This window comes from Parazoarcus communis SWub3 = DSM 12120, from assembly GCF_003226565.1.
GTDB classification, from domain to species: Bacteria; Pseudomonadota; Gammaproteobacteria; order Burkholderiales; family Rhodocyclaceae; genus Parazoarcus; species Parazoarcus communis.
Window position 1 is genome coordinate 166,223 of the sequence record NZ_QKOE01000006.1, and the last position, 24,142, is coordinate 190,364.

Consider the following 24,142-nt stretch of genomic DNA (forward strand, 5'->3'; position numbering starts at 1 on the left):
ACCGCCCCGGCACTACGTGATCCGTCAACGCGGTCACGCAGGCCGGACGGCGCCGGGCATATGCAGCGCTCAGGCCAGCGTGCGGACGTCGACGAAATGTCCGGTCACCGCAGCCGCAGCAGCCATCGCCGGGCTGACCAGGTGGGTTCGCCCGCCTGCACCCTGACGCCCCTCAAAGTTGCGATTCGAGGTCGAGGCACAGCGCTCACCCGGCTCCAGGCGGTCGGCATTCATCGCCAGACACATCGAACAGCCTGGTTCACGCCACTCGAAACCTGCATCGATGAAGATCTTGTCCAGCCCCTCAGCCTCAGCCTGACGCTTGACCAGGCCAGAGCCCGGCACCACCAGCACACGGCGCACGTTGGCGGCCTTGCTGCGCCCCCTGGCCACAACAGCGGCCTCGCGCAGATCTTCAATGCGCGAATTGGTACACGAACCGATGAAGACCTGGTCCACGGCGATCTCGCTGATCGGCGTATTGGCGCTGAGCCCCATGTACTTGAGGGCGCGCTCAACCCCTTCACGCCGCACCGGATCGGTAATCTGTGCGGGGTCCGGCACGCGACCGTCAATGGTGGTGACCATCTCCGGCGAAGTCCCCCAGGTCACCTGCGGCAGGATGTCCTCGGCCTTGAGCTCGACCACCTTGTCGAACACCGCACCCTCGTCGCTGACAAGGGTGCGCCAATATTCAACGGCACGCGCCCAATCCTCGCCCTTGGGCGAGAACGGACGATCCTTCAGATAGGCGATGGTGGTCTCGTCAACGCCCACCAGACCAGCACGCGCGCCCGCCTCGATCGCCATGTTGCAGATCGTCATCCGACCTTCCATCGACAGACTGCGGATCGCACTGCCACCGAACTCCATGGCGTAGCCTGTACCACCGGCAGTACCAATCTTGCCGATGATGGCGAGCACGACATCCTTGGCGGTGACGCCTGCACCCAGCTGACCATCGACCCGAATCAGCAGCGTCCTGGACTTCTTCTGCAGCAGGCACTGGGTCGCCATCACGTGCTCGACCTCGGACGTGCCAATGCCGTGCGCCAGACAGGCGAATGCGCCATGCGTGGACGTATGCGAGTCGCCACAAACCACGGTCATGCCCGGCAGCGTGGCGCCGTTCTCTGGGCCAATGACGTGAACAATACCCTGACGCGCATCCTTGAACGGGAAATAAGCCAGCGAGCCGACTTCGCGGATATTGGCGTCGAGGGTCTCGACCTGCTGACGCGACACTGGATCCTGAATCCCCATGTCCCAATGGTCGGTCGGCGTGTTGTGATCCGCAGTCGCCACGATCGAACTGATGCGCCACGGTTTGCGACCCGCCAACTTCAGCCCCTCGAAGGCCTGCGGACTGGTCACTTCATGCACCAGATGGCGATCGATATAGATCAGCGCCGTGCCGTCAGCTTCTTGATGAACGACATGGCTGGACCAGAGCTTTTCGTAGAGCGTTTGCGCTTGCATCCAAGGAATTCCGCTTGAAAGAAAAGGTTTTGATTATTTCACACGGCCGCCCGCATGGGTAGCAGGGGCCAGCGACCTCAACGCCGGCGCGCCTGCTCGTACAGCGGCATGACACGTGCGGCATAGTCAGCCAGATCTTTCTGCCGAGAGGCGTGCGACGGGTGCGTGGACAGCCACTGCGGCGGCGCCCCGGCGGACTGCGTCGCCATCTTGTCCCACAACCGGACCGCAGCGCGGGGGTCATAGCCCGCACGGGCAGCGAGTTCAACCCCCACTCGATCGGCCTCGGTTTCGTGCAGCCGGGAATTGGGCAGTTCAAACGTCACTTTAGCCAGCGAACCCATCAAGTCCTGCCCTGCCTGTCCAACCCCGAGCAAGGCGCCCGCAACCGAAATCCCCAGGCCTGTGGCCATCGCCTTGGACACCCGCTCACGCGCATGCTCACGCAAGGCATGCGCAATCTCGTGGCCCATCACGGCAGCAATCTCGTCGTCAGTCAGTGCCAGCCGCTCGATCAGCCCGGAGTAGAACGCGATCTTGCCGCCGGCCATGCACCAGGCGTTGAGCTCGTTCGAGCTGATGACGTTGACTTCCCACTTCCAGGCGGGCGCATCCGGACGAAAATTCGCCGTCTGCGGGATCAAACGGTTTGCAATCTGACGCACCCGCTGCACCTGGGCGGCATCACGATTGAGCGCATTCTTGCGCCGCGCCTCGGCCAGCACCTCCTGATACTGCTGCGCGGAGGCCTGCTCGATGTCGCGTGCCGGGATCATCATCATCTGCTCGCGTTCGACGCCAACCGCCCCACCACCGGTGGTCTGTACCGTCTGGCAAGCTACCGCGACCGTCGCCGCCAGCACCGCAGGCAGCAGATTCGAGAAAACGCGCTTCGGCTTCAAATTCACATCGGACTCCTTTCGATTCGATCCTGGAATGCTCAATGCCGATCGGGGCGCAAGTCAGCCTCGACCCGCCAACCGAAAAGCAAGCACAGCAAACCGATCAGTGCAAATACCGAACCAAGGGTAAATGACCACGCCGCACCAACCCAGTCCCAGCAGTAGCCACTGATCAAGCCGCCCAGCATGCCCCCGGCACCAAACGAGATCGACCCGTACAGCGCCTGCCCACGCGACTGGAGCTTGCCGGGAAACCAGTGGTTGATCGCTGCGATGGCTGCCGCGTGGTACATGCCAAAGGTCGCACCATGCAGCACTTGGGCAAGCAGCAACACAACAAGGTTTCCCGCCCCCCAGCCAATCGCGGCAAATCTCAGGACGGCACATGCAAAAGCAAACAGCAGCAACTGACGCAGACTGAAGTGCTGCATCAGGCGCGGCATGAACATGAACACGACGATCTCGGCAATCACCCCCAGAGACCACAACCAACCGATCACCGCCTTGCCGTAACCCTCGTCAGCCAGCAGGATGGAATAGAACACATAGAGCACGCCATGCGCTGCAGACATCAGGAAGCACGCCCACAGCAAGGCCTGCACGGCAGGATTGCGCAGCGTGGCGCCCAGGCTGATCACCGCCCTGCCCGGTGCCGCCACCCGGGCGTCCGGCATGAGCACCGCACACACCAGAATCCCCACCAGTATCATCACGATCGCCCACAGGACCCCGCGAATCGGCACATGATCCAGCACATACCCAAGTGCCAGCACCGCCACGATGAAGCCCACGGACCCCCAGACACGGATGCTGCCATAGCGATGACCTTCCCGCCCCAGATGGGCAAAGGTCAAGGTCTCCACCAGCGGCAAGGATGCACTCCAGAAGAATGCCATCAGGGCCATGCCGACAAAAATGCCGGTGAAGCTTTCAGTAAAGAAGAAGATCGCGAAACCCGCCACACTCATCAGTGCGGACAGCCGGACAATGGGCAGCCGCAGCCCGGTATGTTCTGCCAGCCAGCTCCATAGATTGGGCGCCAGCACCCGCATGACCTGCATCAGCGACATCAGGATGGCGATGTCGGTCGCAGAGAAGCTCAGATCCTGCAGGTACAACGTGAAGTAGGGAGAGAACGCGCCGACAAAGGCGAAGTAGAAAAAGTAGTAAGCGGACAGGCGTCGGTAAGGCAGCATGAAGGCTCACCCCACCCGACGCACGTCATCCTGCGGCCACGGCATGCTGTCCACACTCGGTGCCGGGCAGACGTGACCCGCCGAATGCAAACCGGCACACCGACCGCCTGCGCGCATCAGCCGCGCGCAGGCTGCCCGGGAGATGGCACCGGCTGAACGCCATTGGGTGCCAGCCCCGCCACACGGGGAGTTGCGGTCAGCACATCGCCACATTGGGCCCGGTGACGCAAGGCATGGTCGATCAGAACCAGTGCGAGCATCGCCTCGGCGATCGGCGTGGCCCGGATACCCACACACGGGTCGTGACGGCCATGGGTATTGACGATCACCGGCCCACCCTGACGGTCGATCGAACGGCGGTCAAGACGAATGCTCGAAGTCGGCTTGATTGCCATGCTGACAAGAATATCCTGCCCGGTGGACAAACCACCCAGCACACCACCGGCATTGTTCGACAGAAAGCCTTCGGGGGTGATCTCATCACCATGCTGCGTCCCAAGCTGGGAAACGGACTCGAAACCCGCGCCGATCTCGACCCCCTTGACCGCATTGATGCTCATCATCGCATAGGCGATGTCGGCGTCGAGACGGTCGAACACCGGTTCGCCCCAGCCCACCGGCACACCGCTGGCAACGACGTTGATGCGCGCACCAACCGAATCGCCCGATTTGCGCAGATCATCCATGTACTGCTCGAGCGCCTCGATCTTGCTCGCCCCCGGCGCAAAGAACGGATTGCACCCGACCTCGTCCCACGACTCGAACGGAATCTCGATCGGACCGAGCTGCGCCATGTAGCCACGCACCACCACACCAAAACGCTCGGCCAGCCACTTCTTGGCAATCGCGCCGGCCGCCACGCGCACGGCTGTCTCACGCGCCGACGAGCGCCCGCCCCCACGAAAATCGCGGACACCGTATTTTTGCCAGTAGGGATAATCGGCGTGGCCAGGGCGGAAGGTCTCGGCGATGTTGCCGTAGTCCTTGCTGCGCTGATCCTGGTTGCGGATCAACAAGGCGATCGGCGTGCCCGTGGTGACACCCTCGAACACACCTGAGAGGATCTCCACCTCGTCAGGCTCACGGCGCTGGGTGACGTGCCTCGACGTCCCTGGCTTTCGGCGATCCAGCTCCAGCTGGATCTCCTCCGCAGTGATCGGCAGTCCCGGCGGGCAGCCGTCAACCACGCAGCCGATGGCGGGGCCGTGGGATTCACCAAAGGACGTGACGCAGAACAACTTACCGAAGGTATTGCCGGACATGAGGCACTCTTTGCGATCAGGCGTGAAAGGCTGGCGAGTTTAACACAGCGAAAAACGCCCCTTCGACGATGGCCGAAGGGGCGCAACCGGATTCTCAGTAGGTGCATCCGGCGAGGAGATCAGTGGAAGAAGTCCTCCAGACGCTCGAAGACCTCGTGCTCTGCGCCATGACGACGGACATGGAGGACATCCTCCAGCTTCTCGAGCTGACGAATCATCTGCTCCAGCCGCTGATCTTCGAACACCAGCAACCAGATCCGGCTTCTGTCGCCGCTGCTCAGCGGCATGCACAGGATCCCTTCCATATTGAACGCACGGCGGGCAAAGAGATTGCAGATGTGACTCATCACACCGGGATGGTTATTCACATCGAGCTCCAGCACCACCTTGGCAAAGCTGGCCTGCTGCAGGGGTTCGGCAACCTGTTCGATCATCATCAGCCTCCGATCATCTCGGTGTTGGCCGCACCCGGCGGCACCATGGGGTAGACAAACTGTTCACGGTCGATCGACGCGTGGATCAGACACGGCCCAGGCGTCTGCAAGGCCTGCGCCAGGGTCGCTTGCGGATTGGCCGCAGCATCGAGGTCGATCGCGGGAATGCCGAACCCTTCTGCAATACGCAGGAAGTCAGGCTCTCCCTTGTAGCGTGAAGCGAACACGCGCTTGCCATAGAACAGATTCTGCTGCTGGTACACCAGACCCAGCGCATTGTTGTTCATCAGCACGATCTTGACGTTAAGCTGCTGCTCGGCGAGCGTCGCCAACTCCTGGATATTCATCATGAAGCTGCCGTCACCGGAGAAGCACACCACGGTACGCTCCGGCGCTGCCATCGCCGCGCCCAACGCTGCCGGCATACCAAAGCCCATGGTCCCCAGGCCACCCGAAGTCAGCCACTGCCGCGGACGACGGAAGGGGTAGGCCTGCGCCACCCACATCTGATGCTGACCGACATCGGTAGTGATGACCGCCTCGTCGTCCAGCGCTTCCGCCACTGCATGGATCAGACCATAGTGACTGCGCGGATTGTCCTGCTCGGGGAACTGCATTGGAAAAGCGGTGCGCAGCGCTGCCACGCGAGCCAGCCAGCCTTCGCGCAGCTGCACCTTGACCCGCGGCAACAAGGCATCAAGCACTTCCGCCACATCGCCATTGATCGCCACATGAGCATTCTTGATCTTGTGCAGTTCTGACGGATCAACGTCGACGTGCACGATCTTCGCGTTCGGACAGAACTGTGCCGCTTTGCCAATGGCGCGATCATCGAAGCGCGCACCAACGCAGATCAGCAGATCGGACTCTTCCAGCACGAAATTGGTATAGCGCGCGCCGTGCATGCCCAGCATGCCGATCGACAAGGGGTGATCAACCGGCATCGAACCCAGCGCCATCAGCGTCATCGTGGTCGGCAAGCCCGCCTGCTCGGCCAGATTCACCGCCTGCTGTGCTGCACCGGAGTGGATCACGCCACCACCGAGATACAACACCGGACGCTCAGCCTCGTTGATCATCCTGGCCGCGGCTTCGATCTGCTCAACCTGCACCACCGGCGAAGGGCTTCGCACTGCCACTGGCGGAAACTGCGCGAACTCGATGATCTGGTTCTGCACATCCTTGGGCACATCAACCAGCACCGGGCCAGGCCGGCCCGACATCGCGATCCGGAAGGCTTCTGGAATCACCTCGAGCAACTCCCGCGCGGAACGGACCAAAAAGTTGTGTTTGGTGATCGGCACCGTCATGCCGTAGATGTCGACTTCCTGAAAAGCATCGGTACCGATCATCGGCAGCGGCACCTGCCCGGTGATCGCCACCAACGGGATGGAATCGAGCATGGCGTCGGCAATCGCCGTCACCAGATTGGTTGCCCCCGGACCGCTGGAGGCAAAACACACCTCGGGCTTGCCGGACACACGCGCCATGCCCTGCGCCATGAAGCCCGCCCCCTGCTCGTGGCGTGCCAGTACGTGATGGATGATGTCACTGCCCGAAAGCGCGTCATACAAGGGCAGGATGGCACCACCGGGAATCCCGGCAATGGTACGCACACCCTGGCGCTCGAGCAGGCGCACAATCAACTGGGCGCCGGTCATCTGATTCATCTGCTTCTCCTTTCAAGGACGTTTTGCGGCGTATCGACCGGCGGCACAAAAAACAAACCCCCGCCGGCCTTGCGCGCCGGCGGGGGTTCTGGATTTGGTTCGTTCTGTCCTGACCCGCTACGACGCGCGCACGCCTACGCCTACTACTACGCGTACGACGATTACATCGAGGGACAGGAAACGACGAGTCATGGTCGGGCCATAAAGTTTACAGGCGACATAAAATCACGAAACAGAGAACAACACAAGCATTTTCTCGCATGCTGCCCCTCATGCGCCGCCGTTCTGCTGATGCTCGTCCCTCAGCATGCGTCGCAGAATCTTGCCAACATTGGTCTTGGGCAGCTCGTCCCTGAACTCGATCAGGTGCGGCACCTTGTATCCGGTCAGGTTCTTCCGGCAGTGCGCGATCAGATCCGCCTCCGTCAGCGCCGGATCCTTGCGCACCACAAACACCTTGACCGCCTCACCCGAGTGTTCACTGGGCACACCAATGGCCGCCACCTCCATCACACCCGGGTGACTGGCAACAACATCCTCCACCTCGTTGGGATAGACATTGAATCCGGACACCAGGATCATGTCCTTCTTGCGATCGACGATGGTCACGAAACCGTCCTGATCCATGACTGCAATGTCCCCGGTACGGAAGAATCCGTCCGGCGTGAACGCACGTGCGGTATCCTCCGGCCGATTCCAGTAACCCCGCGTCACCTGTGGCCCACGCACGCAGAGTTCCCCACGCTGACCGATGGGCTGTTCGACGTCATCGTCATCACGCAGGCTGACCTCGGTCGACGAAATCGGCAAGCCGATCGAGTGATTGAAGGCAGGCAGGTTGAGCGGGTTGATGGTGACTGCTGGAGAGGTCTCGGTCAGCCCGTACGCCTCGATCAAGGGCAAGCCGGTCACCTGCTTCCATTTCTCGGCCACTGCCTGCTGCACCGACATCCCGCCACCCAGCGAGATCCGCAAGGCAGAGAAATCCAGCCGCGCAAAATCCGGATTGTTCAGCAAGGCATTGAACAGCGTATTGACCCCGGTGATGGCGGTGAATCGATACTTGGCCAACTCCTTGACGAAGCCGGGAATATCGCGCGGATTGGTGATCAGCACATTGGTCGCACCGATCTTCAGGAAAGTCAGACAGTTCGCGGTCAGCGAGAAGATGTGATACAGCGGCAAGGCCGTGATGATCACCTCTTCCCCTTCATGCAGGAAAGGCTTGATCCAGGCATGCGCCTGCTGCAGGTTGGCAACGATGTTGCCGTGGCTCAGAATGGCGCCCTTGGCAACCCCGGTAGTCCCTCCGGTGTACTGCAGGAAGGCAATGTCATCATGCCCCACAGCCACGCGCCTGAGCGCATGCCGCCCACCACTCGACAGCGCCCCGGAAAAGCGGATGCAGCCGGGCAAGGACCATGGCGGCACCCCTTTCTTGACCCTGCGGACAACAAAATCCACGATCAGCGATTTCGGGAAGCCCAGCATCTCGCCCACACTGGTGACGACGACGTGTCGCAAGGGCAGACGCTCGCGCACCTGCTGCAGCGTGTTCGCAAAGTTTTCCAGGATGACGATGACGTCAGCGCCGGCGTCGCGCAACTGATGCTCCAGTTCGCGCGCAGTGTAGAGCGGATTGACGTTGACGACGGTGTATCCGGCCCGCAAGGCCCCGAACATTGCAACCGGGTACTGCAACAGATTGGGCATCATCAGCGCCACCCGTGCACCCGGCTCAAGGCCCAGCTCGCCTTGCAGGAAGCCCGCAAACTGCGCCGACAGACGATCAAGCTCGGCGTAACTGATGCCTTTGCCCATACAGACAAAGGCCGTACGTGCCGCGAATTTCGAGACACTCTGCTCGAAAAGGTCGCCAAGCGAACCGAACTGATTCAGGTCGACCTCTGCCGGCACCCCCTCGGGGTACTGCTTGAGCCAGATCTTATCCATTTTGCCTCCTCCTGCTGTTGGAAAAAAGATCGACACAGAAACGTCTGCATCGACCCGCCCTCCCCAGGCGCAGGCATGGCCACAGGCCATCCTGTTTCCAACCCTTGGCGCATTCGTCTGTGGCGAATGTCGCCCCGGGGGCAACATCACCCCCGGCAGTCCTCAGCGAAGCCCGCTACCGGGCTTCAGTAACCGGTGTCAGCGCCCCGCCTCCTCGGCGGGCCAGTTGCGGATGTAGTTCTTCAGCATCCGGTTTTCGAAGCTCTGCTCTTCGAGCACTGCCTTGGCAACGTCGTGGAAGCTGACCACCCCCAGCAGGGTCGTACCGTCCATGACCGGAAGGTAGCGCTGGTGATGATCAACCATGAGCCGGCGCAACTCGTCCATTTCCATATTGGGCGCGGCCACCATCGGCCCCGCCAGCATCGCCTGCTCGACGGTCAAGGCCGCCCAGTCAGCGCCGCCGCGGTGTACGGCCTGCAGCACTTCGCGGAAGGTCAGCATGCCGGCCATCTGCCCCTTGTCAAATACGACCAGCGACCCGACGTCCTGTTCAGTCATGATCGTGACCGCTTCGGACAGGCTGCGATTGGGCGCAATGGTATAAAGCACCTTGCCCTTGATGGCCAGAATCTCGCTTACCAGCATGTCTGCTCCCGGTGAAGATTATCTTGGTGTATGTGCTGCCAGCATCTTAGTGCAAGTTATGCGCCACCGGAACCCGGGAAGCCCCGTACTCGACGGCAATGGAAACTCAACGTTGCAACTGATCAAGCTTGCCCTTGACCTTGGCCCACTCGTCGGCATCGGGCAGGGGGGCCTTGCGCTCGACAATGGGCTTCCACTGCCGCGCAAGCTCTGCGTTCAGGGCGATGTATGCCTCCTGCCCCGCCGGCACATCATCCTCGGCATAGATTGCCTCGACCGGACACTCGGCAACGCACAAAGTACAGTCAATGCACTCATCTGGATCGATGACGAGAAAGTTCGGCCCTTCGCGAAAACAGTCCACCGGGCATACATCGACACAATCCGTGTATTTGCAGCGCACGCACGCTTCGGTTACAACATAGGTCATTGCTAGATCACTCTCGACGGGTCGGCCAGATCTCCCGGCAAAAGGCCGGAAGATCCACACAGCCGACAATATAGTCCAGGGATTCACATTTTCGCCACGCCTGCGCCACATTCTGCCGGGCGGACTTGCTGAATTGCTTGACGTGACCCGCGTCATCGCATAACTTTCTGAAAACTTTCTTCCGGGCGCGACTCCAGCACCCGGCCGAACGGGTTCCCAGCAACCCTTCATCTCCCCAAGCAATACGCAAAACCTCTCCCCCTGATGCGAGGAATCATGAGCGAGCATATCCATTACGTGACTGATGGCAACTTCGAATCCGAGGTGCTGCAGTCCCAGACGCCGGTACTCGTCGACTATTGGGCCGAGTGGTGCGGTCCCTGCAAGATGATCGCCCCCATCCTGGACGAAGTCGCCAAGGACTACGCCGGGAAACTCAAGGTCGCCAAGCTGAACATCGACGAAAACCAGGAAACCCCCGCCAAGTACGGCATCCGTGGCATCCCCACGCTGATGCTGTTCAAAGGCGGCAACATCGAGGCGACCAAAGTTGGCGCCCTGTCCAAATCTCAACTGACCGCCTTCATTGACAGCAACATCTAAGCCGGAATCCGCTCCGGCCCGTTCTCGCGGTGCCTCACGCGCCCGCCGCCGGGGTCCCCGGCACCGCGACGGTAATCCCCCCACTGCCACTCCGTCCGACGACGATCTGTTTGATGCAGAATCGTCCGGCGAGACGGGTTCGTCCACCGAATCGACCGTTCCGGCGCTTCATCTCTCCGAGCTCAAGGCACTGCATGTCAGTGAACTGCTCGAGATGGCGGTCGCAAATGAAATCGAAGGTGCAAACCGGCTTCGCAAGCAGGAACTCGTCTTCGCGCTATTGAAGAACCGGGCCCGCAAGGGCGAACCGATCTGCGGTGACGGCGCGCTTGAAGTGCTGCCCGACGGCTTCGGCTTTCTGCGCTCGCCCGATACCTCGTATCTGGCTGGCACCGACGACATCTACGTGTCGCCGTCGCAGATCCGTCGCTTCAACCTGCACACAGGCGACACCATCGAGGGCGAGATCCGCACCCCGAAGGACGGCGAGCGCTATTTTGCACTGACCAAGCTCGACAAGATCAACGGCCGCCCTCCCGAGGAGTGCAAGCACAAGATCCTGTTCGAGAACCTCACGCCGCTGCACCCCAACGAGTGCCTGAAGCTCGAGCGCGACATGCGCGGCGAAGAGAACACCACCAGCCGCATCATCGACATGATTGCGCCGATCGGCAAGGGGCAACGCGGCCTCATCGTTGCCCCGCCCAAGAGCGGCAAAACGGTGATGCTGCAGCATATCGCCCATGCGATCACCGCCAATCATCCTGATGTCGACCTCATCGTGCTGCTGATCGACGAGCGCCCGGAAGAAGTCACCGAGATGCAGCGCTCGGTCAAGGGAGAGGTTGTCGCCTCGACCTTCGACGAGCCCGCATCGCGTCATGTGCAGGTTGCCGAGATGGTGATCGAGAAGGCCAAGCGCCTGACCGAGCACAAGAAGGATGTCGTCATCCTGCTCGATTCCCTGACCCGCCTGGCACGTGCCTACAACACGGTGGTACCCGCCTCCGGCAAGGTACTGACCGGCGGTGTCGACGCCAATGCCCTGCAAAAGCCCAAGCGCTTCTTTGGCGCTGCGCGCAACATCGAGGAAGGTGGCTCGCTGACCATCCTGGCCACGACGCTGATCGACACCGGCAGCCGCATGGACGACGTGATCTACGAGGAGTTCAAGGGCACCGGCAACATGGAGCTCCACCTCGATCGCCGCATGGCAGAGAAACGTGTCTATCCAGCAATCAATGTCAATCGCTCGGGCACTCGACGCGAAGAGTTGCTGATGAAGCCGGACATCCTGCAAAAAGTATGGATCCTGCGCAAACTGCTCTACGGCATGGATGACATTGATGCGATGGAATTCCTGCTGGACAAGGTCAAGGCGACCAAAGGCAATGCAGAGTTCTTCGACGCCATGCGCTCCGGTCGCTGAACAGCCTCCGACGCACAGTCAAACGGCCACCCTCGGGTGGCCGTTTTGTTTGCTACCGTAAGACTTACTTGCTGTAGTCAAAGAAGCCCTTGCCAGTCTTGCGCCCCAGATAGCCCGCCTCGACCATCTCCACCAACAAGGGCGCAGGACGGTATTTGGGGTCCTTGAAGCCCTCGAACAGCACCTGCATGACCGCCAGCTCAACATCTAGCCCGATCAGGTCACACAGCGCCAGCGGGCCGATCGGGTGATTGCAGCCCAGCTTCATCGCCTCATCGATTTCGGCCGCCGTTGCCAGCCCTTCGCCCAGCGCGAAGATAGCTTCGTTGATCATCGGACACAGCATGCGATTGACGACAAAACCCGGACTGTTGCGCACCTGAACCGGCGTCTTGCCAACGGCCTTGGCAACGGCTTCGACCCTTGCATAGGTCTCATCGGTGGTTTGCAGGCCTCGAATCAACTCGACCAGCGCCATCATCGGTACCGGGTTGAAGAAGTGCATGCCGATGACCCGATCAGCACGCCGGGTCGACGCCGCAAGCTTGGTGATCGAGATCGACGAAGTGTTGCTGGCGATGATGGCATCTGCCTTGGCCGCAGCATCAAGCTGAGCAAAGATCTTGAGCTTGAGCTCGAGATTCTCGGTTGCCGCCTCAATGATCAGATCGCAATCCGCCAAGGCCACCATCTCGGTCGATACCGAGATCCGCTGCATGGCCTCATCCTTTTGCGCAGCCGTCATCTTTTCCTTCTTGATCAGACGGTCCAGACTCGCGCCGATCGTCGCCACACCACGCTGCAAGGCAGCATCGGCGATATCGGTCATCACTACCGGATAGCCTGCTACCGCAAAGGCCTGCACGATGCCGTTGCCCATGGTCCCTGCGCCAACGACGCCAATCTTGCTGATAGTCATGCCTGCATGTCTCCTTGTTAACGAACGCGATCCATCTGGATCCATACTGTAGCGTATGGAAGAAATGTAAACGATTCCGGAGATCTTTTCCAGCCCAGGACAGGATCAGAGACACGACGCCCAAACAAGACAGACCACCCTTAGTTGCGCGTCACAAGCTCACGCGACATAGGCAACCCCCGCACCCCGCACGGCACCCGAAACCCCAACCCCGAGCACCGCCAACGATGATAAAAACCAGAACGACAAAAAGCACAAAGGGAATCCGGAGATTCCCTTTGTGCTTGATAGGTGGCGGAGTGGACGGGGCTCGAACCCGCGACCCCCGGCGTGACAGGCCGGTATTCTAACCAACTGAACTACCACTCCGCGCTGAACGGTTGCGACATTTTCGCTTGTCGCGGCAGACCGGCTTGCGCTGCGCCGATCTCGCCTTGTTGGCGTCCCCACGGGGATTCGAACCCCGGTTATCGCCGTGAAAGGGCGGTGTCCTAGGCCTCTAGACGATGGGGACCTGAACCTTTTGGTGGAGGTAAGCGGGATCGAACCGCTGACCTCTTGCATGCCATGCAAGCGCTCTCCCAGCTGAGCTATACCCCCACAACAAGCCGGCGATTATAGCCTCTGTTTCAAGCTCACCGCAATGGTTTCGAACATTTTTTTCGAAACCTGCAGAGCCGAAGCCCTACGGTGTAATTGGCGGAGTGGACGGGGCTCGAACCCGCGACCCCCGGCGTGACAGGCCGGTATTCTAACCAACTGAACTACCACTCCGCGCAAACCTGCCCGACATCTCTGCCGGTTTGCATGCCTGCATCCGCAGCCACGCTGAAATCTGGCGTCCCCACGGGGATTCGAACCCCGGTTATCGCCGTGAAAGGGCGGTGTCCTAGGCCTCTAGACGATGGGGACCTGGTACTACAAACAGCAACTTTCGGTGGTGGAGGTAAGCGGGATCGAACCGCTGACCTCTTGCATGCCATGCAAGCGCTCTCCCAGCTGAGCTATACCCCCGTCGAAAGAGCGCGCATTATAGGGGGCGGTTTATCGCTTGTAAAGCCTCTGCAATCAAAATTTGAACTTTCCCCAACCACACATCCTGATCGCATACCACTGACTTACAGAACCTTGCCCGGATTCATCAAGCCTGCCGGATCGAGCGCTTGCTTTATTGACCGCATCAAGTCCAGTTCCACCTCACTCTTGTAGCGGCGTATCTCCTCACGCTTGAGCTGCCCGAGACCGTGCTCCGCGGAGATCGAACCTCCCAGGGCATGCACCAGATCATGCACGACGGCATTGACCTCTGCGGTTCGCGCAATGAAGGCCTCATTTGCCGACGACTCTGGTTTGGAGAGGTTGTAATGCAGATTACCGTCGCCGATATGCCCGAACGCAACAATACGGACCTCCGGCCACGCCCGGCGCAAACGCTCTCCAGCGCACGCCAGGAACTCGGCGATCCGACTGACCGGCACAGCAACATCGTGCTTGATGCTGATCCCCTCCAGGCGCTGCGCCTCGGAGATATTCTCCCTCAACGCCCAAAGCGCCTCAGCCTGCGCCAGACTTGTGGCGATCGCTGCATCAAGGACCTCTCCCTGCTCCATCGCAACTTCCAGCGTCTGCTCCAGCAAGGCCTCCAGCGGGGCCTGCTCGTGCGTATCCGAGAGCTCGACCAGCACATACCAAGGCTGCGGACCAGACATCGGATCGCGCGCCCCCTCGATGTGCTCCAGCACCAACTCGAGCGCCGGCCGACCAACCAGTTCGAAAGCACTGACCCGGTCGCCACAGCCCCCCCTCAGCCGGGACAGCACGGCGACGGCCGCTGCGGGGTCGGGTACCGCCAGCCACGCCGTCGCACGACGACGCAAGGGCGGAAAGAGCTTGAGCACCGCTGCAGTAATGATACCCAGCGTACCCTCGGCACCGACGAACAGGTGCTTGAGGTCATAACCGGTGTTGTCCTTGCGCAGACCACGCAGCCCGTCCCAGATACGTCCATCGGGCAGTACAACCTCAAGCCCCAGCACCAGGTCACGCATATTGCCGTAACGTAGCACCTGCACCCCACCCGCATTGGTCGACAGGTTGCCACCGATCTGACAGCTGCCCTCGGAGGCCAGCGCCAGCGGAAAGAACCTGTCCGCGGCCTGCGCCATCATCTGCACCTCGGCCAGCGTGACGCCCGCCTCGACGCACAGTGTGTTGTTGTCAGCATCCAGCGCACGAACCTGCCGCATCCGCCCCAGACAGAGCACGACAGAGCGCCCCGTTTCCAAGGGCGTCGCCCCCCCGCACAAGCCGGTGTTCCCACCCTGGGGCACCACGGCCACCCCTGCCTGAACGCAGATCCGCACCACCGCAGCAACGGCCTCTACGGTAGCCGGGCGCACCACTGCCAATGCATGCCCATGGTAGCGCCCACGCCAGTCAGTCAGGTACGGCGCCATTTCCTGCTCGCCACACAGTACGTGATCCGAGCCAACGATCTCCACCAAGGCCGCTTGCAGAGCCTCCATCGACGCCTCCCGATCAGGCGTCCGTCTCATCGGCCCGCCCCAGTACATATCTGAGCAGTGGGCGTATGCGCCCGACTGCCGCCTCACCCTCGGCGATCGCCTCGGCAGCACGATGGTAGTCCATCAGCCCCAACTGCCCGACCCTTGGGGAAATCAGCACATCGGCTGGCTCACCCGCGAGCCGGCTCCGTGCAATGCGCACCTGCATGATGTTGATGCTCGAACTGAGCACGCTGACCAGTGAAGGCAAGGCATCAGCAGGCGCTGCCGGCTCTGCACTCCCGCCCAAGCCGAAGCGGGCAAGCAATCGATCGCCCCACCCCGCCTCGGTTTCCTCTGGAGGCAAGGGCGGCTCCGAACCACGACGTCTCCAGGCCTTGCCAACCATGTCTGAGCCAAGGTCCACCGCGATCACGATGTCTGCCCCCATCGCCCGACACAAGGACACAGGCACTGGATTCACCAGCCCGCCATCGACAAGCAAACGACCTTCGCGCATGACTGGCGTCATCAGCCCTGGCAGCGCAATCGACGCCCGCACCGCCTCTGCGACGCTACCCTGGTGGAGCCAGATCTCACGACCCGACTGCAACTCGGTAGCGACGCAGGCAAAACGAATGGGCAAACTGGCGAAATCGCGGTCAGTGAACTTACGTTCGAAAAACTGGATCAGCCGCTCACCCTTGATCAAGCCACTGCGCAGACTGACATCGAGCAAAGCGACCACATCGGGCCATTTCAGCGACTCTGCCCAATCCACCAGCTTGGCCAGGTCACCGGTCGCAGCCGCGGCGCCAACGAAGGCACCAATCGAGCAACCGCAAATGATCTGCGGCTCAACCCCCTCGGCGGCCAGCGCCCGCAATACGCCAAGATGCGCCCAACCGCGTGCGGCACCGCTACCCAGCGCCAGCCCGATGACCGGACTGCCGGACACCTGGGGCGGAGCGACTGCAAGATCCATCGGCGGCCCCATTACCCGACCCTGGGTCAGTCGCCGATACGCTCGGCGTAGAGGTCGTGAATATCGCAGTCGGTGATCCGGACCCGCACGAAATCCCCCGGCGCGAGGTCATCACCATCCGGAATGATCACCAGGCCATCGATCTCCGGCGCGTCGCCCGGCGAGCGCGCCAGGGCACCATCCTCATCCACGTCATCAACCAGCACGGTCATCTCACGGCCAATCTTGGCCTCGAGACGCTGCGTGGAGATATCCTCCTGGAAATCCATCAAGCGCGCACGCCGCTCCTCGCGCACCTCGTCCGGCACGGGATCGGCCAACTCATTGGCGGTGGCACCCTCTACCGGTGAGTATGCGAACGCACCGACGCGATCCAGTTGCGCCTCCTCCAGGAAGTTGAGCAACTGCTCGAAATCCTCCTCGGTCTCACCGGGGAAGCCGGTAATGAAGGTCGAACGGATGGTCAGCTCCGGACAGATGCTGCGCCACTTGCGTACCCGCTCGAGCACATTCTCGGCATTGGCGGGCCGTTTCATCGCCTTCAGGATGCGCGGACTGGCGTGCTGGAAGGGCACATCCAGATAGGGCAGGATCTTGCCCTCCGCCATCAGCGGAATGAGGTCGTCGACACTGGGGTAAGGATAGACGTAGTGCATCCGGATCCAGATGCCGAGCTCACCCAAGGCGTTGGCCAGATCCACCAAGCGGGTCTTCAGCGGTTTGCCGTTCCAGAAGCCCGTACGGTATTTCACATCCACCCCATAAGCCGACGTGTCCTGCGAGATCACCAGAATCTCCTTGACGCCGGATTCGGCCAGCGCCTCGGCTTCACGCATCACTTCATGGATCGGCCGGCTCACCAGATCGCCACGCATCGACGGAATGATGCAGAAGGTGCAGCGGTGATTGCAGCCCTCGGAGATCTTCAGGTAGGCATAGTGCTGCGGTGTCAGCCGGATACCCTGCGGCGGCACCAGATCAACAAAGGGGTCGTGCGGCTTGGGTAGATGCTTGTGAACGGCATGCATCACCTCTTCGGTGGCATGCGGGCCCGTTACGGCCAGCACCTGCGGATGCGCCGCCAGCACCACATCGTCCTTGGCACCCAGACAGCCGGTCACGATCACCTTGCCATTCTCGGCCAGGGCCTCGCCAATGGCGTCGAGCGATTCCTCCACTGCTGCGTCGATGAAACCACAGGTATTGACGACGACAATGTCAGCCTCATCATAGCTGCCAGAGATCTGGTAGCCCTCGGCCCGCAGGCGGGTCAGGATGTGCTCGGAGTCAACGGTTGCCTTGGGGCAGCCAAGGCTGACGAAACCGACACGCGGCACGTCCGGGAGTTTGGGAGAAGTCATGGGCGTGCTGCCTGTCGGGTCGGCGCACCTTCCGGATCGGAAGGTGCGCAAGGGATTTACTTGTCGGTACGGCTCTTGGCGGCCGAGGCGGTGGCATCCGCCTTGTCTTCGGCGCCGGTCGGCTGACCATAGGCCGGAAACTGGAAGCCGGTGAACATGTTACGGGTCTGGCTCTCGACCTGCTCCTGCATCTGCTGGAACATTTTCTTCGATTGCTCGACGTAGGTGCCCATCATGCTTTGCAGCGCCGGACCCTGGAAATTCAGGAACTGGGCCCACAAGTCCTGGCTGACCGGGCTGTTTTCACCGTAGATGCTGCGTGCCTGCTCCTGCAGCTTGCCCTGCATGTCGGTAAAGGCCTTGATATTGTTCTCAAGGTACTTGCCCATCATGCCCTGCATCGCATTGCCGTAGAAACGGATCATGTGCGACAGCAGGTCGCTGGTGAACATGGGTGCACCACCGGCCTCCTCTTCGAGAATGATCTGCAGCAGGATGCTGCGGGTCAGGTCTTCGCCGGTCTTGGCATCCACCACCTGGAAGTCTTCATTGCCCAACACGAGCTCCTTCACGTCAGACAAGGTGATGTAAGAACTGGTACGGGTGTCGTAAAGACGGCGGTTCGGGTATTTCTTGATCAGGCGCGATTGATCGGCCATGGTGACTTCCTCCTCGGCGGCGGTGGATTCCGCTCTCGCTTGTATAAAAATTATACCGCGCTGCGAAAAGAAAAACCCCGCCTTGCGACGGGGTTGCGCTGAGACGCGGTCCTTGCGGATGCCGCATCAGCACATATGCAGGCCACCATTGATGTTGATCGTGGCACCGGTAATGTAACCAGCCAGCTCGGACGACAGGTAGGCGCACAGACCGCCGATCTCCTCCGGCTTGCCCAGACGCTTCATTGGCACGGTGTCGATGATGCCCTGACGGATGTCGTCGCGGATCGCCATCACCATGTCGGTGCCGATGTAGCCTGGCGCGATCGCGTTGACGGTTACACCCTTGGTGGCCAGCTCGGCTGCCAGTGCCTTGGTGAAGCCCAGCACGCCAGCCTTGGCGGTGGAATAGTTGGTCTGGCCAGCCTGACCCTTGACGCCATTGACTGACGAGATATTGACGATGCGACCCCAGCCGCGCTCAGCCATCTTCGGCGAGATATGGTGAGTCACGTTGAACAGGCTGTTCAGGTTGGTGTTGATCACCGCATCCCACTGGCCCTTCTCCATCTTGGGGAAGAACTTGTCGCGGGTGATACCGGCATTGTTGATCAGCACATCGATCGGACCGACTTCGGCTTCGATCTTCTCGACCATGGCCTTGCACGATTCGTAGTCCGACACGTCACCTTCGGCAGCAACGAAGTCAAAGCCGAGGGCCTTCTGCTGTGCCAGCCACTCGTCCTTTTGCGGGAACGCGGGCAGACAGTTGGCGACGACCTTCATGCCTTCCTTGGCGAGGGATTGGCAGATTGCAGTGCCGAGGCCGCCCATGGCGCCGGTAACGAGTGCGACTTTCTGAGACATCATCGAATCCTTCTGCAGCGTTTATCGTTTTCGGACATTGCAGCCCGTAAGCCACCCTTGTCCGCACCTGTCTTGCGGCAGCGCATCAGCCACGCAACAGCCGCATTATAGTCACAGTTTCTTACGAGTGCTGCGTCGCAAAATGAGCAAAAAAAAAGCCTGCCCCACCGGGACAGGCTCGCTTGCGAAGCACGGGACGATCAGAACATGTGCTGCCCGCCGTTGATCGAAATATTGGCGCCGGTCACAAACGCGGCCTCCTCCGACGACAGATAAGCCACCAGACCGGCGATCTCTTCCGGCTTGCCGAGACGCGATACCGGAATCTGCGGCAGGATCTTGGAGTCGAGGATTTCCTGCGGGATCGCCATCACCATCTTGGTACCGATATACCCCGGCGAGATCGTATTCACGGTCACTCCACTGCGCGCCACCTCAAGCGCCAGCGCCTTGGTAAAGCCATGCATGCCGGCCTTGGCCGCCGAATAGTTGGTCTGCCCGAAAGCCCCCTTCTGACCATTGACCGAGGACACGTTGATCACCCGGCCCCACTTGCGTTCGACCATGCCATCCATGACCTGCTTGGTCATGTTGAACACCGAATCCAGGTTGGTGCTGATCACCGCATCCCAGTCGGCCTTGGTCATCTTCTTGAAGGTCATGTCACGGGTGATGCCCGCGTTGTTCACGAGCACATCCACCGGACCGACATCCTTGGTCACCTGCTCCACGCACGCCTTGCACGAGTCGAAATCCGACACATCGCACGGATAGCCCTTGAAGCCGTAGCCCATGTTGTTCATCGCCTGCAGCCACTCGGCCGCCTTGGCATTGCCCGGCGAATGCGTCGTCACCACCTTGTAGCCCAGCGCGGCCAGCTTGATGCAGATCGCCTCGCCCAGCCCACCCATACCACCGGTCACCAGTGCAACTCTCGACATAGTATTTCCTCCTCCCAATCGGATGTTCGGGGGGGCTTCGCGTGCTCTGACGCCGGCCCCACCCGACCCGTCGCCAGATTCGACTTCAAGGCGCGCCGAAGCGCGCCGCGGTCATGCTTTTTCTTTTACGTAACGCCCCGGAGCCGGTTCGATCGGCTCGTACTTCGTGCTGCCAAGCCGACCTCGAGCAGCCACCTGCTTGCCGCCGAAGGCCTTCAGCCACTCGGCCCAGTGCAACCACCAGCTGCCCTTCTGTTCGACCGCCTGCCCCAGCCACTCCTCGGGGTCGGCCACCTTCGCCGCATTGGTCCAGTAGCTGCGACGGTTCTTCGAAGCCGGATTGATCGCCCCGGCGATATGGCCGCTGGCGCCCAGCACGAAGGTGGTTTCGCCGCCCAGCAGATTGCGCGCCAGATAGGCACTGGCCCACGGCACGATGTGATCCTCGCGCGCAGCCAGCAGATAGGCCGGCATGTCCACCTTGCCGAGATCGACCTTCTGCCCCAACATCCGCAGCTTGCCCGGCACTCGCAGATTGTTCTCCAGGTACATGTTGCGCAGATACCAGGTCAGGAATGGGCCAGGCAGGTTGGTCGAATCCGAATTCCAGTAAAGCAGGTCGAACGCCTGCGGCTTCTGCCCCTTGAGGTAGTTGCCCACGACGTACTGCCATACCAGATCGTTGGCGCGCAGGAAGGAGAATACATTGGCCAGTTCCTGCCCCTTCAGCAGCCCCCCCTTGCCGATGGCCGCCTCGCGTGCCGTCACGCCGGCTTCGTCCACCAGGCAACCCAACTCTCCTGCATCGGCAAAGTCGAGCAGCGTGGTCATCAGGGTCAGGCTTGCGACGGGGTCCTCTCCTCGTGCCTTGGCGACGGCCAGCGCAGAGGTCAGGATGGTGCCGCCAACGCAGAAGCCCAGCACATTGGGCTTCTTCACCCGGGTCACCGAACGCACCACATCCAGCGCGGCGAGCGGCCCTTTTTCGAGATAGTCGTCCCAGGTCATCTGCGACTCGGCCGGCCCCGCGTTCTTCCAGGACACCAGGAACACGGTGAAACCCTGCTCGACGACGAAGCGGACCAACGAATTTTCCGGCTGCAAGTCCATGATGTAGAACTTGTTGATGCACGGCGGCACGATCAGCAACGGCACCTGCGCGACCTTGTCGGTCAGTGGCGCGTACTGGATCAGCTGCATCAACTCGTTTTCATAGATGACCGCACCGGGCGACACGCCCAGATTGCGCCCGACCTCGAAGGCCGCATCATCGGTCATCGAGATGCGTCCCTTCTCCAGATCAGCCATCAGGTTCTTGATGCCCTGAGTGATGCTCTCACCCTGGGTATCAATCGCCTTCTTGATGAATTCGGGATTGGTTGCGGCAAAATTGGTCGGCGCCAGCGCATCGATGTACTGCCGGGTCAGGAACTGGATCCGGCTCTTGGCCCGGCCGTCGGCAATCGGCATCTCATCGGCCACCTGCTTGAGGAAGCCGGCATTGATCAGGTAAGCCTGACGCAGGTAATCGAATACCGGACTTTCCGACCACTCCGGCGCATTGAAGCGACGATCACCCGCCTCGGGCTGCACCACCGGCTCCGCAGGCGCTCCCGACGGCCGGCCCAGCAACGAAGACCACAAGGTCACGTGTCGCGCAGCGAAATCCTGCTGCATGCGCGAGAACGCCTCAGTCTCGGGCAGCGGCAAACGGGCCGCGGCAATCCCGGAGGAGTCCTGCATGGCCGCATGCTGTTTGGCCACGGCGTCGAAGAAGTTCTGCGCCATCGTCTGCCCGGCAAGCAACATCGCTTGCAACGCAGCCGGCGGCAATGGGTCTTTCGAATCGGACATCAGCCCCTCCTAAGGCCGGCGCGGCACGAACGTGCCACACCCAAAAATCCGTATCTGGCGCGAGTTCAGGATGGCTGCGGTTAGAATCGAGCCATGTACCTGATTGCAATCGCCTGGCTTTATGTCGCAGCGCTCGCTGCAGTGTCCGACGACACCGTAGTGGGCGGCGTGCTGACGTTCATATTTTACGGAATCGCACCCATGGCGTTATTCATCTGGCTCTTCGGCACCTCCGCCCGGCGCCGGCGCCAGAAGGCGCGGGAAGCAAGCGAAGGCCTCAACGATAGTGCCGATTCCAGTGGCAATCAATAGCCAGAACACCGTACTTCGACATCATCGTCCGCAGCGGCCACCTCAGTCCAGCCAAACCATTGACGCGAAACGTCCTGTTCTCTGATCACGGCGAAAGGAATAGTACCGGTCGGGCTCGCCCACGGTGCAGGCTCCACCCCCGTACACCCTGACTACACCCGCCCGCAACAGGCGTCTACGCGCAAGCGCGTAGATGTCCGCCAGCCATTTTCCCGGCTGCGCCAGCCCGACGAAGGCCTCGGCTGCCCCCGGATCGTCCGCGATGAAGGTATCGCGCACATCGTCTCCCACCTCGAAAGCGGCCGGACCAATCGCCGGACCCAGCCAGGCCAGCACGCAGGAGGAGGGGACCGCCATGCCCGCAACCGTCGCCTCCAGTACGCCCGCCGCCAGACCACGCCAGCCGGCATGAGCCGCCCCCACCACAGAGCCGGCATCGTCACAGAACAACACCGGCAGGCAGTCGGCCGTCATCACCGCGCAGACTACGCCGCTGCGGCGTGCCACCGCGGCATCTGCCTGATGGACGCCAAGTGCATGATCGGCATCCACGACCGTTCGACCGTGCACCTGATCCAGCCACACCGGCTCGGCAGGCAGCAGCCCTCTGAGGCGCCGACGGTTCTCGGCGACGGACTGCGCACAATCCCCCACGTGCAGACCAAGATTCAGACTGTCATAGGGCGCCACACTCACGCCACCCCGACGGGTGGTCACAAGCGCACGCACCTGTCGTGGTGCCGGCCAATCCGGCACGATGACGGGCAAAAGCGGTTGATCGATACTCATGGACGGTAGCGCCCTCCCAGGGAATCCAGCAATATCGAGAAATCATCCGGCAGCGGCGCCGACCACTCCATGAGCTGTCCCTTCGCGGGATGCACCAGCCCCAGACGAAAGGCGTGCAGCGCCTGCCGGGGAAACGCGTCGAGTACGGGGTCTCCCGTCCGCCGCGCGCCATAGACCGGATCACCGACCAGTGGGTGACCGATATGCGCCATATGAACGCGGATCTGATGTGTCCGTCCCGTCTCCAACTGGCACTCGATCAGGGTCGACCGCCCCAGGTGCTCACACACCCGGTAATGCGTCAGCGCCGGACGACCATTGCCGACCACCGCCATCTTGATCCGCTGCACCGGATGGCGCCCGATCGGTGCATCGACCTTGCCCCCTCGATCAACACAGCCCTGGACCAAGGCCAGATACTGCCGTTTGACCGATCGCGCCTGCAGTTGCCGGATCAGGTCGGTCTGGGCCTCCAGCGTCTTGGCCACAACCAGCAAACCACTGGTGTCCTTGTCCAGACGGTGAACAATGCCCGCGCGCGGCACACCGGACAGGGCCGGCGCATGGTGCAGCAAGGCATTGAGCAAGGTTCCGCTCCAGTTTCCGCTACCGGGATGCACCACCAGGCCGACCGGTTTGTCGATCACAAGCAGATGCTCATCCTCGTACACGATATTCAGCGGAATATCCTCCGCCTGCCCTGCAACCGCGTCGGGCGTCGACAAGGTCTCGACCTGCAGCCGCTCCCCGCCCCACACTTTCTGCTTGGCGTCGGCGCCCCCACCCTCGAGCAGGATCCGGCCATCCTTCAGCCAGGCCTGCAGCCGGCTACGGGAATGTTCGGGAAACAGGCGCGCCAGCGCTTGATCAAGACGCAATCCGGCCATATCGTGCGGAATCATCAACGTGTCGCACGAGTCCTCGGCATCCGCTGGGCTATAATCT

Annotated in this window: 22 protein-coding genes and 6 tRNA genes; 3 read left to right on the top strand and 25 right to left on the bottom strand. The window is 61.4% G+C overall.

What is annotated here, in order from left to right:
- Positions 1-69: 69 nt before the first annotated feature.
- The 9 genes from leuC to fdxA all read right to left on the bottom strand — a co-directional run bounded on the left by leuC (position 70) and on the right by fdxA (position 9,974).
- Complete coding sequence (gene leuC / locus DNK49_RS10885; RefSeq protein ID WP_110524419.1) at positions 70-1,479, bottom strand: 3-isopropylmalate dehydratase large subunit; 1,410 nt, start codon at positions 1,477-1,479, stop codon at positions 70-72.
- Between the two features lie 77 nt (positions 1,480-1,556).
- Positions 1,557-2,387 carry a M48 family metallopeptidase gene (locus DNK49_RS10890; protein ID WP_243632313.1) on the bottom strand — a complete coding sequence of 277 codons (831 nt, stop codon included), beginning with the start codon at positions 2,385-2,387 and terminating at the stop codon, positions 1,557-1,559.
- A gap of 32 nt (positions 2,388-2,419) precedes the next feature.
- On the bottom strand, positions 2,420-3,577 hold the full coding sequence (locus DNK49_RS10895; protein ID WP_110524421.1) for an MFS transporter: 1,158 nt from the start codon (positions 3,575-3,577) through the stop codon (positions 2,420-2,422).
- Positions 3,578-3,693: 116 nt separating this feature from the next.
- Positions 3,694-4,839, bottom strand: a complete 1,146-nt coding sequence (gene aroC, locus DNK49_RS10900) for a chorismate synthase (RefSeq protein WP_110524423.1) — start codon at positions 4,837-4,839, stop codon at positions 3,694-3,696.
- 119 nt (positions 4,840-4,958) lie between these two features.
- Complete coding sequence (ilvN, locus tag DNK49_RS10905; RefSeq protein ID WP_110524425.1) at positions 4,959-5,276, bottom strand: acetolactate synthase small subunit; 318 nt, start codon at positions 5,274-5,276, stop codon at positions 4,959-4,961.
- On the bottom strand, positions 5,276-6,943 hold the full coding sequence (ilvB, locus tag DNK49_RS10910) for an acetolactate synthase large subunit (RefSeq protein ID WP_110524427.1): 1,668 nt from the start codon (positions 6,941-6,943) through the stop codon (positions 5,276-5,278). Before ilvB ends, ilvN begins: the two co-directional genes overlap by 1 nt.
- A gap of 270 nt (positions 6,944-7,213) precedes the next feature.
- Positions 7,214-8,896 (bottom strand): long-chain-fatty-acid--CoA ligase, encoded by a 1,683-nt coding sequence (locus tag DNK49_RS10915; protein WP_110524429.1) that lies wholly within the window; start codon positions 8,894-8,896, stop codon positions 7,214-7,216.
- A 198-nt stretch (positions 8,897-9,094) separates the two neighbouring features.
- Positions 9,095-9,544, bottom strand: coding sequence for a CBS domain-containing protein (locus DNK49_RS10920; RefSeq protein ID WP_110524431.1), 450 nt, complete (start codon positions 9,542-9,544; stop codon positions 9,095-9,097).
- Positions 9,545-9,650: 106 nt separating this feature from the next.
- Positions 9,651-9,974: a ferredoxin FdxA gene (gene fdxA, locus DNK49_RS10925; protein ID WP_110524433.1), complete on the bottom strand. Its 324-nt coding sequence runs from the start codon at positions 9,972-9,974 to the stop codon at positions 9,651-9,653.
- Positions 9,975-10,250: 276 nt separating this feature from the next.
- Here fdxA and trxA point away from each other — a divergent pair, with 276 nt between their 5' ends.
- Positions 10,251-10,577 carry a thioredoxin TrxA gene (gene trxA / locus DNK49_RS10930; protein ID WP_110524435.1) on the top strand — a complete coding sequence of 109 codons (327 nt, stop codon included), beginning with the start codon at positions 10,251-10,253 and terminating at the stop codon, positions 10,575-10,577.
- A gap of 106 nt (positions 10,578-10,683) precedes the next feature.
- Positions 10,684-12,006, top strand: coding sequence for a transcription termination factor Rho (gene rho / locus DNK49_RS10935; protein ID WP_279386419.1), 1,323 nt, complete (start codon positions 10,684-10,686; stop codon positions 12,004-12,006).
- 64 nt (positions 12,007-12,070) lie between these two features.
- Here rho and DNK49_RS10940 read toward each other — a convergent pair whose 3' ends face one another.
- The 14 genes from DNK49_RS10940 to phaC all read right to left on the bottom strand — a co-directional run bounded on the left by DNK49_RS10940 (position 12,071) and on the right by phaC (position 22,096).
- Positions 12,071-12,925, bottom strand: coding sequence for a 3-hydroxybutyryl-CoA dehydrogenase (locus DNK49_RS10940; RefSeq protein ID WP_110524439.1), 855 nt, complete (start codon positions 12,923-12,925; stop codon positions 12,071-12,073).
- Between the two features lie 292 nt (positions 12,926-13,217).
- Positions 13,218-13,294: transfer RNA gene (locus DNK49_RS10945), tRNA-Asp, on the bottom strand.
- 69 nt (positions 13,295-13,363) lie between these two features.
- A tRNA-Glu gene (locus tag DNK49_RS10950) sits at positions 13,364-13,439 on the bottom strand.
- 10 nt (positions 13,440-13,449) lie between these two features.
- Positions 13,450-13,525: transfer RNA gene (locus DNK49_RS10955), tRNA-Ala, on the bottom strand.
- A 97-nt stretch (positions 13,526-13,622) separates the two neighbouring features.
- Positions 13,623-13,699: transfer RNA gene (locus tag DNK49_RS10960), tRNA-Asp, on the bottom strand.
- 62 nt (positions 13,700-13,761) lie between these two features.
- Positions 13,762-13,837: transfer RNA gene (locus tag DNK49_RS10965), tRNA-Glu, on the bottom strand.
- A gap of 26 nt (positions 13,838-13,863) precedes the next feature.
- Positions 13,864-13,939 (bottom strand) — tRNA-Ala (locus DNK49_RS10970).
- A 104-nt stretch (positions 13,940-14,043) separates the two neighbouring features.
- Complete coding sequence (locus DNK49_RS10975; protein WP_110524441.1) at positions 14,044-15,450, bottom strand: FAD-binding oxidoreductase; 1,407 nt, start codon at positions 15,448-15,450, stop codon at positions 14,044-14,046.
- Between the two features lie 13 nt (positions 15,451-15,463).
- The gene (gene rssA, locus DNK49_RS10980) at positions 15,464-16,414 is read right to left on the bottom strand and encodes a patatin-like phospholipase RssA (protein ID WP_243632314.1); all 951 of its coding nucleotides are present in this window, start codon (positions 16,412-16,414) and stop codon (positions 15,464-15,466) included.
- Positions 16,415-16,440: 26 nt separating this feature from the next.
- Entirely contained in the window at positions 16,441-17,775 is a 1,335-nt protein-coding gene (rimO, locus tag DNK49_RS10985) for a 30S ribosomal protein S12 methylthiotransferase RimO (protein WP_110524445.1), read from the bottom strand.
- Between the two features lie 56 nt (positions 17,776-17,831).
- Positions 17,832-18,434 carry a polyhydroxyalkanoate synthesis repressor PhaR gene (gene phaR / locus DNK49_RS10990; RefSeq protein ID WP_110524447.1) on the bottom strand — a complete coding sequence of 201 codons (603 nt, stop codon included), beginning with the start codon at positions 18,432-18,434 and terminating at the stop codon, positions 17,832-17,834.
- Between the two features lie 126 nt (positions 18,435-18,560).
- A complete protein-coding gene (phbB, locus tag DNK49_RS10995) occupies positions 18,561-19,301 on the bottom strand; it encodes a beta-ketoacyl-ACP reductase (RefSeq protein ID WP_110524449.1) in 741 nt (246 codons plus the stop codon).
- Between the two features lie 200 nt (positions 19,302-19,501).
- On the bottom strand, positions 19,502-20,242 hold the full coding sequence (gene phbB, locus DNK49_RS11000; RefSeq protein WP_110524451.1) for a beta-ketoacyl-ACP reductase: 741 nt from the start codon (positions 20,240-20,242) through the stop codon (positions 19,502-19,504).
- Between the two features lie 111 nt (positions 20,243-20,353).
- Complete coding sequence (phaC, locus tag DNK49_RS11005) at positions 20,354-22,096, bottom strand: class I poly(R)-hydroxyalkanoic acid synthase (RefSeq protein ID WP_110524453.1); 1,743 nt, start codon at positions 22,094-22,096, stop codon at positions 20,354-20,356.
- A gap of 93 nt (positions 22,097-22,189) precedes the next feature.
- On the opposite strand from phaC, the gene DNK49_RS11010 reads away from it, so the two are divergent.
- Entirely contained in the window at positions 22,190-22,408 is a 219-nt protein-coding gene (locus DNK49_RS11010) for a hypothetical protein (RefSeq protein ID WP_110524455.1), read from the top strand.
- Positions 22,409-22,450: 42 nt separating this feature from the next.
- Here DNK49_RS11010 and pgeF read toward each other — a convergent pair whose 3' ends face one another.
- Both pgeF and rluD read right to left on the bottom strand, forming a co-directional pair.
- A complete protein-coding gene (gene pgeF, locus DNK49_RS11015) occupies positions 22,451-23,197 on the bottom strand; it encodes a peptidoglycan editing factor PgeF (RefSeq protein WP_110524457.1) in 747 nt (248 codons plus the stop codon).
- Positions 23,194-24,099, bottom strand: a complete 906-nt coding sequence (gene rluD, locus DNK49_RS11020) for a 23S rRNA pseudouridine(1911/1915/1917) synthase RluD (protein WP_248279926.1) — start codon at positions 24,097-24,099, stop codon at positions 23,194-23,196. Before rluD ends, pgeF begins: the two co-directional genes overlap by 4 nt.
- Positions 24,100-24,142: the final 43 nt, after the last annotated feature.

Coding starts and splice junctions, on each gene's coding strand:
- leuC (WP_110524419.1), bottom strand. CDS start 1,479: ATGCAAGCGCAAACGCTCTACGAAAAGCTCTGGTCCAGCCATGTCGTT.
- DNK49_RS10895 (WP_110524421.1), bottom strand. CDS start 3,577: ATGCTGCCTTACCGACGCCTGTCCGCTTACTACTTTTTCTACTTCGCC.
- aroC (WP_110524423.1), bottom strand. CDS start 4,839: ATGTCCGGCAATACCTTCGGTAAGTTGTTCTGCGTCACGTCCTTTGGT.
- ilvN (WP_110524425.1), bottom strand. CDS start 5,276: ATGATGATCGAACAGGTTGCCGAACCCCTGCAGCAGGCCAGCTTTGCC.
- ilvB (WP_110524427.1), bottom strand. CDS start 6,943: ATGAATCAGATGACCGGCGCCCAGTTGATTGTGCGCCTGCTCGAGCGC.
- DNK49_RS10915 (WP_110524429.1), bottom strand. CDS start 8,896: ATGGATAAGATCTGGCTCAAGCAGTACCCCGAGGGGGTGCCGGCAGAG.
- DNK49_RS10920 (WP_110524431.1), bottom strand. CDS start 9,544: ATGCTGGTAAGCGAGATTCTGGCCATCAAGGGCAAGGTGCTTTATACC.
- fdxA (WP_110524433.1), bottom strand. CDS start 9,974: ATGACCTATGTTGTAACCGAAGCGTGCGTGCGCTGCAAATACACGGAT.
- trxA (WP_110524435.1), top strand. CDS start 10,251: ATGAGCGAGCATATCCATTACGTGACTGATGGCAACTTCGAATCCGAG.
- DNK49_RS10940 (WP_110524439.1), bottom strand. CDS start 12,925: ATGACTATCAGCAAGATTGGCGTCGTTGGCGCAGGGACCATGGGCAAC.
- DNK49_RS10975 (WP_110524441.1), bottom strand. CDS start 15,450: ATGGAGGCTCTGCAAGCGGCCTTGGTGGAGATCGTTGGCTCGGATCAC.
- rssA (WP_243632314.1), bottom strand. CDS start 16,414: ATGGATCTTGCAGTCGCTCCGCCCCAGGTGTCCGGCAGTCCGGTCATC.
- rimO (WP_110524445.1), bottom strand. CDS start 17,775: ATGACTTCTCCCAAACTCCCGGACGTGCCGCGTGTCGGTTTCGTCAGC.
- phaR (WP_110524447.1), bottom strand. CDS start 18,434: ATGGCCGATCAATCGCGCCTGATCAAGAAATACCCGAACCGCCGTCTT.
- phbB (WP_110524449.1), bottom strand. CDS start 19,301: ATGTCTCAGAAAGTCGCACTCGTTACCGGCGCCATGGGCGGCCTCGGC.
- phbB (WP_110524451.1), bottom strand. CDS start 20,242: ATGTCGAGAGTTGCACTGGTGACCGGTGGTATGGGTGGGCTGGGCGAG.
- phaC (WP_110524453.1), bottom strand. CDS start 22,096: ATGTCCGATTCGAAAGACCCATTGCCGCCGGCTGCGTTGCAAGCGATG.
- DNK49_RS11010 (WP_110524455.1), top strand. CDS start 22,190: ATGTACCTGATTGCAATCGCCTGGCTTTATGTCGCAGCGCTCGCTGCA.
- pgeF (WP_110524457.1), bottom strand. CDS start 23,197: ATGAGTATCGATCAACCGCTTTTGCCCGTCATCGTGCCGGATTGGCCG.
- rluD (WP_248279926.1), bottom strand. CDS start 24,099: ATGATTCCGCACGATATGGCCGGATTGCGTCTTGATCAAGCGCTGGCG.